Source organism: Streptomyces sp. NPDC002787, assembly GCF_053592095.1.
In genome coordinates this window covers 138,519-147,187 of the sequence record NZ_JBSFVC010000028.1, presented here as the reverse complement: position 1 = coordinate 147,187, position 8,669 = coordinate 138,519, and the positions used below count along the sequence as shown (strand labels likewise).

At 69.8% G+C, this 8,669-nt stretch carries 8 protein-coding genes; 2 read left to right on the top strand and 6 right to left on the bottom strand.

The window, feature by feature from the left end:
* The first annotated feature begins 591 nt into the window (after nt 1-591).
* The gene (gene trpS / locus ACWD26_RS33555) at nt 592-1,587 is read left to right on the top strand and encodes a tryptophan--tRNA ligase (protein WP_451275725.1); all 996 of its coding nucleotides are present in this window, start codon (nt 592-594) and stop codon (nt 1,585-1,587) included.
* A gap of 12 nt (nt 1,588-1,599) precedes the next feature.
* On the opposite strand, the gene proC is transcribed toward trpS, so the two are convergent.
* The 3 genes from proC to ACWD26_RS33540 form a co-directional block, all read right to left on the bottom strand.
* Entirely contained in the window at nt 1,600-2,412 is an 813-nt protein-coding gene (proC, locus tag ACWD26_RS33550) for a pyrroline-5-carboxylate reductase (protein WP_451275724.1), read from the bottom strand.
* A gap of 139 nt (nt 2,413-2,551) precedes the next feature.
* On the bottom strand, nt 2,552-3,406 hold the full coding sequence (locus ACWD26_RS33545; RefSeq protein ID WP_451275723.1) for an ABC transporter permease: 855 nt from the start codon (nt 3,404-3,406) through the stop codon (nt 2,552-2,554).
* Nucleotides 3,403-4,254 (bottom strand): ABC transporter ATP-binding protein, encoded by an 852-nt coding sequence (locus ACWD26_RS33540; protein WP_451275722.1) that lies wholly within the window; start codon nt 4,252-4,254, stop codon nt 3,403-3,405. The genes ACWD26_RS33545 and ACWD26_RS33540 overlap by 4 nt, the downstream gene beginning before the upstream one ends.
* 539 nt (nt 4,255-4,793) lie before the next feature.
* On the opposite strand from ACWD26_RS33540, the gene ACWD26_RS33535 reads away from it, so the two are divergent.
* A complete protein-coding gene (locus tag ACWD26_RS33535; protein WP_451275721.1) occupies nt 4,794-6,344 on the top strand; it encodes a SulP family inorganic anion transporter in 1,551 nt (516 codons plus the stop codon).
* Here ACWD26_RS33535 and ACWD26_RS33530 read toward each other — a convergent pair.
* The 3 genes from ACWD26_RS33530 to ACWD26_RS33520 all read right to left on the bottom strand — a co-directional run bounded on the left by ACWD26_RS33530 (nt 6,308) and on the right by ACWD26_RS33520 (nt 8,541).
* Nucleotides 6,308-7,099 carry a class I SAM-dependent methyltransferase gene (locus ACWD26_RS33530; RefSeq protein WP_451275720.1) on the bottom strand — a complete coding sequence of 264 codons (792 nt, stop codon included), beginning with the start codon at nt 7,097-7,099 and terminating at the stop codon, nt 6,308-6,310. The two genes, ACWD26_RS33535 and ACWD26_RS33530, sit on opposite strands and share 37 nt — an antisense overlap.
* A 167-nt stretch (nt 7,100-7,266) precedes the next feature.
* Nucleotides 7,267-7,704 carry an EamA/RhaT family transporter gene (locus ACWD26_RS33525; RefSeq protein WP_451275734.1) on the bottom strand — a complete coding sequence of 146 codons (438 nt, stop codon included), beginning with the start codon at nt 7,702-7,704 and terminating at the stop codon, nt 7,267-7,269.
* A gap of 507 nt (nt 7,705-8,211) precedes the next feature.
* Nucleotides 8,212-8,541 (bottom strand): SH3 domain-containing protein, encoded by a 330-nt coding sequence (locus ACWD26_RS33520; RefSeq protein WP_451275719.1) that lies wholly within the window; start codon nt 8,539-8,541, stop codon nt 8,212-8,214.
* Nucleotides 8,542-8,669 lie beyond the last annotated feature (128 nt).

Here is an 8,669-nt window from a genome sequence, read left to right as displayed (position 1 = left end):
CTTCGGTCTTGCGTTTCCGACTCTATCAGATCGTTTTCCGGTCCGATTTCCTCGGTGCCTTCCAGGTTCTCGCTTTCGCGTTTCCCTTTCCGGCGTTTCCGACTCTATCAGATCCTTTCGGGCCTGATTCCCAGTCAGCGGGAGTTGTCTTCGCGGCTGTTGGGCCGTTCCGACGAGTGAGACTTTAGCGGATTCCTCGCTCCCGAGCTAATCGGGGGCTGCGCCCTATCGAACGCGGATTCCTCATTTCGCAAATTCGCATACCAATGGCACGACAACGAATCGTCGATTGTTGGTGGTTACCTGCGGAATGGCTGTCCGGGGACCGACCGAGGGTCGGCGCTCACGTCGGACAACTCGGAGAACACTACGTACCGGCTCGGGGTGTGTCAACTCGCTGCCGGCCGGTCCCCCGGGGGCGTAGCCTGAGCCTCATGACTACGCGTACGTGTCACCAGCAGTGGTGGGCCGCCTGACGGCGGCCGGTACTCACGTACGCACTCGACGGCCGCCGCCCTGGCGGCCGTTCTCGTATCTCCCTCCTGAGGGGCGGCCGGCCGGTGGCGGCGGTCCTGACCAGGAGGTGGAGAGATGACACGGGTCTTCAGCGGGGTCAAGCCGACGGGGCATCTGACGCTGGGGAACTATCTGGGGGCCGTACGGCGGTGGGCCGAGGTCGATCAGCACCGGACGGACGCGTTGTTCTGCGTCGTGGACCTGCACGCGCTGACGGTGGACCACGATCCGGCGCGGGTGCGCAGGCTCAGTCGGCAGGCGGCGACGTTGTTGCTGGCGTCGGGGCTGGATCCGGAGCTGTGCACGGTCTTCGTACAGAGTCATGTGGATGAGCACGCGCGGTTGTCGTATCTGCTGGAGTGCGTGGCCACGGACGGCGAGATGCGGCGGATGATCCAGTACAAGGAGAAGGCGTCGCGGGAGCGGGAACGCGGTGGGAGTGTGCGGCTGTCGCTGCTGACGTATCCCGTACTTATGGCGGCGGACATCCTGGCGTACGGGACCGACGAGGTGCCTGTGGGGGACGACCAGACGCAGCATGTGGAGCTGGCGCGGGATCTCGCGGTGCGGTTCAACCAGCGGTACGGGCACACCTTCGTGGTGCCGCGGGCGACGCGTCCGGGGGTCGGGGCTCGGGTGATGAACCTCCAGGAGCCGACTTCGAAGATGGGGAAGACGGACGACGTCGGGCCGGGGATCGTCTATCTGCTGGACGAACCGGATGTCGTGCGGAGGAAGGTCATGCGGGCCGTGACCGACAGTGGGCGGGACGTCGTCTACGACCGGGAAGGGCGGCCGGGGCTCGCGAATCTGCTGGAGATCCTCGCGGCCTGTGAGGGTGGGAACCCCGAGGACCTGAGCGGTGTATATGAATCGTACGGAGCACTGAAGAAGGACACCGCAGAGGCCGTGGTCGAGCTCCTCAGGCCCGTACAGGAGAGGCACAAGCAGTTGTGCGCGGATCCTGCGTATGTGGAGGGGGTGCTGCGGTTGGGTGCGGAGAAGGCCAGAAAGTCGGCTCGGCCGAGGGTGGATGAGGCGTATCGGGCGATCGGTCTTCTGGCCGGTTGACCGCGGGCGACGTCAGCTGTTGTTGCCGGAGGCCAGTTCGCGGCTGCGGTCGCGGGCTGCCTCCAGCGCGGCGATCAGCGCGGCGCGTACGCCGTGGTTCTCGAGTTCGCGGATGGCGCTGATCGTGGTGCCGGCGGGGGAGGTGACGTTCTCGCGGAGTTTGACGGGGTGTTCGCCGCTGTCGCGGAGCATCGTGGCCGCGCCGATGGCGGACTGGACGATGAGGTCGTGGGCCTTGTCTCGGGGCAGGCCGAGGAGGATGCCCGCGTCGGTCATGGCTTCGACCAGGTAGAAGAAGTACGCCGGGCCGGAGCCGGAGAGGGCGGTGCAGGCGTCCTGCTGGGACTCGGGGACGCGGAGTGTCTTGCCGACCGCGCCGAAGATCTCCTCGGCGTGCGCGAGATCGGCCTCGCTCGCGTGGCTGCCGGCGGAGATGACGGACATGGCCTCGTCGACGAGAGCCGGGGTGTTCGTCATGACACGGACGACAGGGGTGCCTGCGGCCAGGCGCTCCTCGAAGAAGGAGGTGGGGATGCCCGCCGCGCCGCTGATGACCAGGCGGTCGGCGGGGGTGTGCGGGGCGAGTTCGTCGAGGAGGGTGGCCATGTCCTGGGGCTTGACCGTGAGGATGAGCGTGTCGGCGGTCTTCGCGGCCTCGGCGTTGGTGACCGGGGTGACGCCGTAGCGGGTGCGGAGCTCTTCGGCGCGTTCGGGGCGGCGGGCCGTGACCAGGAGGTCCGCTGGTGCCCAGCCGGCTCGGATCATGCCGCTGAGCAGGGCCTCGCCGATCTTTCCGGTGCCGAGGACTGCGACTTTCTGGGTCATGGTGCGGGTGCCCTCCGGGGGTGCGTCGTCCTGGGGCCATCCTCGCATCGGGGGTGGGGGTCCGGCTGGGCTGTCCGGTGGGCGGGACGTTCGGTGTGCTGTCCGAATTCTCGGTTGGTGTTGTCCGTACGGCCGGGTGCTAGGTCGTTCGGCGCCTCAGCGTTGCCGCCCCCAAGGTCAGGACCAGGAGGGCGCAGCCCGCGACGACCGCGATGTCTCGTACGAAGGCGGCGGTCATGTCGGTGTGGAGGAGGACCTCGTTCATGCCGTCGACCGCGTAGGACATGGGGAGGACGTTGGAGATGGCTTCGAGGGCGGGGTGCATGTCGGGGCGGGGTGTGAACAGGCCGCAGAGGAGGAGTTGGGGGAAGATCACGGCCGGCATGAACTGGACGGCCTGGTACTCGGAGGAGGCGAAGGCCGAGACGAAGAGGCCGAGGGCGGTGCCCAGCAGGGCGTCGAGAAGGGCGACGACCAGGAGGAGCCAAGGGGAGCCGGTGACGTCCAGGTCCAGGAACCAGACGGCCAGTCCCGTGGCGAGGGCGGACTGGATGATCGCGAGAGTGCCGAAGGCGAGGGCGTAGCCGGCGATGAGGTCTCCCTTGCCGAGGGGCAGGGAGAGGAGGCGTTCGAGGGTGCCGGAGGTGCGTTCGCGCAGGGTGGCTATCGAGGTCACCAGGAACATCGTGATCAGCGGGAAGATGCCGAGGAGTGAGGCGCCGATGGAGTCGAAGACGCGTGGGCTGCCGTCGAAGACGTAGCGGAGCAGGAAGAGCATCACGCACGGGATGAGGATCAGCAGGGCGATCGTGCGGGGGTCGTGGCCTAGCTGGCGGAGGACTCGGGCTGCTGTGGCTGTCGTACGGGAGTGGCTGAGGGCCCTGGGGTGAGGGGCCGTGGGGGCGGCGGACCCGTCGGTCGGCCTGGTCCTGGCGTCCGTCCTCGCGGTCGTCTTCGTGGTCGTCTTCGTGTCGGTTTCCCTCTTCGCGGTCATCGCGTCGGCTCCTTGTGGTGGGCGTCGGTTCCGGTCTGAGCAGTGGTCGCGGTCGTGGTGGCTTCGTCGACCAGGTGGAGGAAGGCGGCTTCGACTGTTTCCGAGTGGGTGCGGGTGCGGAGGGCCTCGGGGGTGTCGTCGGCGAGGATCTCGCCCTCGCGCATGAGGAGGAGGCGGTGGCAGCGCTCGGCCTCGTCCATGACGTGGGAAGAGACCAGGAGGGTGGCCCGGCGCTCCGTGGCGAGGGTGTGGAAGAGGGTCCAGAGTTCGCGGCGGAGGACGGGGTCCAGGCCGACGGTGGGTTCGTCGAGGACCAGGAGTTCGGGGGTGCCGAGGAGGGCCACGGCGAGGGAGACGCGGCTGCGTTGGCCGCCGGAGAGGTTGCCTGCGAGGGCGTCGGCGTGGGTGGTGAGGTCGACGTCGGCGATGGCCCGGGTGACGTTCTCGCGGCGGCGATCGGTGGCGGCGCGGCCTGGGTCGAGGATCGCGGCGAAGTAGGCGAGGTTCTGGCGGACCGTCAGGTCGTCGTAGACGGAGGGCGCCTGGGTGACGTAGCCGATGCGGGAGCGGAGGGTGGCGTGGCCGGCGGGGTGGCCGAGGACGGTCAGGGTGCCGGTGACCTTGGCCTGGGTACCGACGATCGCGCGCATCAGGGTGGATTTGCCACAGCCGGAGGGGCCGAGGAGGCCGGTGATCTGGCCTTGGGGGACGGCGAAGTCGAGGTTGCGGAGGACCGTGCGGGGGCCTCGGGTGACGGTGAGGTCCTGGGCGTGAATGGCCGGGGCGGGAGGGGAGCCGTCGGGGGTGGATGGGTGGAGTGGGGGTTCCTTCGCGGAGTAATTCATCATGTGATGAATAATGCTCGGGGCGGGCGGGGGCGTCAAGGGAGAGGGGCGGGGTGGGTTCGTTGCGGCTGGTCAGATGGTTGCGCGTGCCCCTGATGCGGGGTGTGGGTGGGCGGGCGTGCGAGGTGGCGCGGGGGGAGTGAAGAGGGGCGCGGGCGCTCGGTGGGGTGATCGGAAGGTGGGGTTCCGGGGGCGTGCGCTTCCACTACGGGGCGGTGATCGCGGGAAGGGGGTGTGGGCGTTGCTCGCTTTGGGTGACACTTGGTTGCGGAGCGTGGTCGATGGATCGGCCGCGCGACGTCGCCCGGGTGATGTGTGGCGGTCTTCCGTTGTGAGTCCTTGTGATCACCGTCGGGTTCGTCCCTGCTCGGGACTGCGCATCTCCTTCGGGCACCCCTTGTCGATCGTCAGCTGCCGGAGGTGCCTCTCTCGTGCGTAATGTCTCAAGTCCATTTCGATCCCGTTGCCGATCCCGATGCCGGTCCGGGGATCGGCTTCGTCCTCGGCTTCGGGTGCCCGAGGGGTCGTTGTGGCGGGGGGAGTTGGCCGCCTCGGTTGTCGTGTTCCTCGTGGCGCTGCCGCTGTGTGTCGGGGTCGCGGTGGCGTCGGGGGTGCCTGCGGAGTTGGGGCTGGTCACCGGGATCGTCGGTGGGCTGGTGGTCGGGGTGTTGCCCGGGAGCAGTCTGCAGGTGAGCGGGCCGGCGGCCGGGTTGACCGTGCTGGTGTACGAGGCCGTGCGGGAGTACGGGCTGCAGGCACTGGGTGTGCTGGTCATCGGGGCCGGTGTGGTGCAACTGGGGTTGGGGGCGTTGCGGCTGGGGCGGTGGTTTCGGGCCGTGTCGGTGGCTGTGGTGCAGGGGATGCTCGCCGGGATCGGGCTGGTTCTGGTGGCGGGGCAGGTGTACGCCCTGGGGGATGTCGTCGCGCCCGGTGGTGGGGCGATCGGGAAGCTCGCGGGGCTCGGGGCGTTGCCCGGTGCCATGGATCCGGTCGCCCTCGCGGTCGGGGGTGCCACCGTCGTCGTACTGGTGGGGTGGCCGCGGTGGCGGTGGGGGGCGCGTCTTGTGCCGGCGCCGTTGGTGGCCGTCGGGGGTGCGGCCCTGGTGACCTGGGTGTTCGACCTGGGGGTGCGGCGGGTCGAGGTGCGGGGGTTGCTGGAGGCCGTGCGGGTGCCGTCGGTCGATGATCTGGGGTTACTGGCGGAGGTGGGGGTTGTGGGGACCGTTCTCGCCTTCGCGTTGATCGCTTCCGCCGAGTCGCTGTTCAGTGCGGCGGCCGTGGACCAACTGCATGACGGGCCGCGGACCGACTACGACCGGGAGCTGGTCGCCCAGGGGGCCGGGAACGTCGTGTGCGGGGCGCTCGGGGCGCTGCCCATGACGGCGGTGATCGTGCGGAGCGCCGCGAACGTAAGGGCGGGGGCGCGGACCAAGGCCTCACGGGTGCTGCACGGGGTGTGGCTGCTGGTGTTCGCGGCCCTGCTTCCCGGGGCGCTCGGGGTGATTCCCCTCGCCGCGCTCGCCGGGCTGCTCGTGCACGCGGGGTGCAGGCTCGTGCCCGTACGGGAGTTGGGGGTGTTGTGGCGGGGGCGGGATCGCGGGGAGGTGGTGGTGCTGGGGGCGACCGCCTTGGCGATCGTGGCCTGGAATCTGTTCGAGGGTGTGCTGGTGGGGCTCGCGTTGGCCGTGGCCAAAACCGCGTGGGACATCAGCCAGGTGCATGTGGAGATCGAGGACCGGGGGGATGCGGGGGTCGTGGTGCGGGTGGTCGGGAACGCGACGTTTCTGCGGTTGCCGAAGCTGCTGGACGCGTTGGAGGGGGTGCCTCGGGGGCGGGGGGTGCGGCTGGACTTGAGCGGGTTGCGGCATGTGGATCATGCGTGTGCGGCGGCTCTGGCGGCTTGGGGGGCGGGGCGGGTTGCGGCTCGGGAGGAGGAGAGAGCGGAGCGAGTGGAGGGAGATCAGCGAACGGGGGGAGTTGAGGGAGTGGAGGGCTCGGGAGCGCGCGGAGCAGAGGAACGGCTGGTTGAGGACGGGTTGGTTGAGGAGGGTGGGGTTCAGGGGCGGATGGCCAGTAGTAGGTCCACGTCGTAGGTCTCTTCGATGGTTTCGGTGGGGAAGAGCTTGCGGAGGTGGGCTCGTTCCTCGGTGAGGAACTCGGTGGTGGTCTCTTCGCCGAGGACCAGGAACGACGAATGGCTGGCGATGTTGGCCAGGTGGGTGTCGAGGGAGACCGTGCGGCTCCAGCGGATCTGGCGGCGGGTGAAGTCCAGGTGGCCGGCCGTGTCGGTGAGGGCGGCGGGGGCGCCGGAGCCGCTCTTCTCTATCGGGATGTCGGGGTCGACGCCGAGGAAGCGGTGGATGCGGGTGGTGGCGTCGGCGATCCAGGGGATGTCGACGGCGTCGGTGTTCCACCAGAGGGCGAGTGCGCCGCCGGGGCGGAGTACGCGGAGGGCTTCTGGGACCGAGCGGGCCGGGTCGGTCCAGTGCCAGGACTGGGCGTAGGTGAGGAAGTCGGTGGAGGCGGTGGCCAAGGGCAGGGCGTTGCCGTCGCCGCGGATGAGGGGGATGTGGGGGTGGGTGCGGCGGAACTGGGCGGCCATGCCGGCGCCGGGTTCCACGGCGAGGACGTGGGCGCCGCGGGTGTGGAGGAGGGTGGTGGAGATGCCGGTGCCGGCGCCTACGTCGACGGTGCGGGAGCCGGGGAGGGGGCGGGGGGTGAGGGATTCGATGGTGTCGAAGAGGGTGGGTGGGTAGGAGGGGCGGTTCGCCGCGTATTGGGCTGCGGCGGTGTTGAAGGATTGGGCTCGGAAGGTGTGGGAGGGGTGGCGGCGGGGCGTGGTGGTCATGGGGACATCGTCCCGTGGTGGGGTGGCGTTGGGGAGGGGGCCGTCTCCGTCCCCGTCGTAGTTGTCCGTCCCTCCCCCGCCCCCGCTTTCGGCTGTGCTTGAGCGGGGCCGCGGTTGGGGCGCTGTGCGCCTTCGGCCTCGTCAGGTGTCGAAGCGTCCTTCCCCGGCTACCCTCGCCGCCTCTTCGCCGGGTTGCCCGTGCGCTTGGCTGTGCGGCGGGTGTACTGGGCCTGGGCCGTGGTGTATTCGGCGCGGTGCAGGGACTCGCCTGGGGCTTCGCGGAGGGAGCGGAGGAAGTAGGCGGTGAGGGAGCCGAGGAAGCCGATGGTGAGGAGGCCTCGGAGGGAGGACTGGCGGGCCGGGTCGGGGCGCTTGGTGAAGGAGCCCCAGGTGTGGCCGAAGGCCAGGGCCGTGCACACCGCGAACATGATGACGACGACGATGGAGACGAAGCCGCCGACCGCGGCCAGTTGCAGGCCTTCGTAGGCCAGGCGCAGCACCACGCAGGACACGAGGGCCGCGGCGAGCGAGCCGGCGGAGACGGCCGCGCGGCGGGCCGTGTAGTTGCCGTCGTGGTTCAGCCAGGTCGTCCCGAAGAAGCGGATGGGTTCGGGACGAGGGCCGACGGAGGTCGTCTCGACCGCGTTGGCCGACTTGGCGGGCTTGGTCGGCCCGGCTGCCTTGGCCTCCTCGGCGGCCCGGGCCGGCTTGGCCGCGTGGGCCGGCTTGGCCTCCTCGGCCGCCCGGGTCACGTCAGCCGCATGGGCCGACTTGATCGGCCTGGCTGCCTTGGTCGCCTTGGCCTCCTGAGCCGCCTCGGCCACGTCGGCCGCTTTGGGCGCCGGGGTCGTCTCGGCCGCGTGGGTCGGCTTGGCCGCCCTGGCCCCCTGGACTGCCTCGGACACCTTGGTCGCCTTGAGTGCGTCGGCCGCCCGGGGCGTTACGGCCGCCTCAGCCGCCCCGCCGGCCTCAGCCGCCCCGCCCGCCTTGGGCCCCCGGGGCGCCCTCGGGCTGTCGTTCGGTTTGTCCGTCACGGGTTGATTATGGCTGGCGGGGTGGGAGCGGCTCGGCTGCGGGGTCGCAGCCGAGCCGGTGTTCGTGTCGCCTCGGGGTCAGCCGCAGCGTGGGGCCACGTAGCCGTCGCTGCCGGTGTAGACGTAGGCGTCGGAGATGTACTCGCCGTCGTCGATGTTGTCCCAGACGTTGGTGGTGCCGTACGGGCCGGTGATGGTCTGGCCCGGGGTCTGGCAGAAGATCGGCACCCGGGAGCCCCCGGAAAGGACTCGGACGACGCCGTAGCTGGTGCTCGGGCCGCTGCGGACGTTGAGACGGACGCCCGGAGCGGTCGAGTAGTAGCGAACGGCCGCCGTGACGGCCGCGGCCGTGGCGGTCTGCTCCCCCTCGCCGTCCCCCACGATCTCTTCGGCATGCTCGACAGACATGGCTGATCTCCCCCCGTTTGAACCTCGTTCGATCCCCGTTTGAGCCCCATGTAAGCCATGAGGACCCGTTGATACCCCTGAATCAGGACACACACACCTGTGCGTTTTTCGCACGTGAAGGCTAGCAA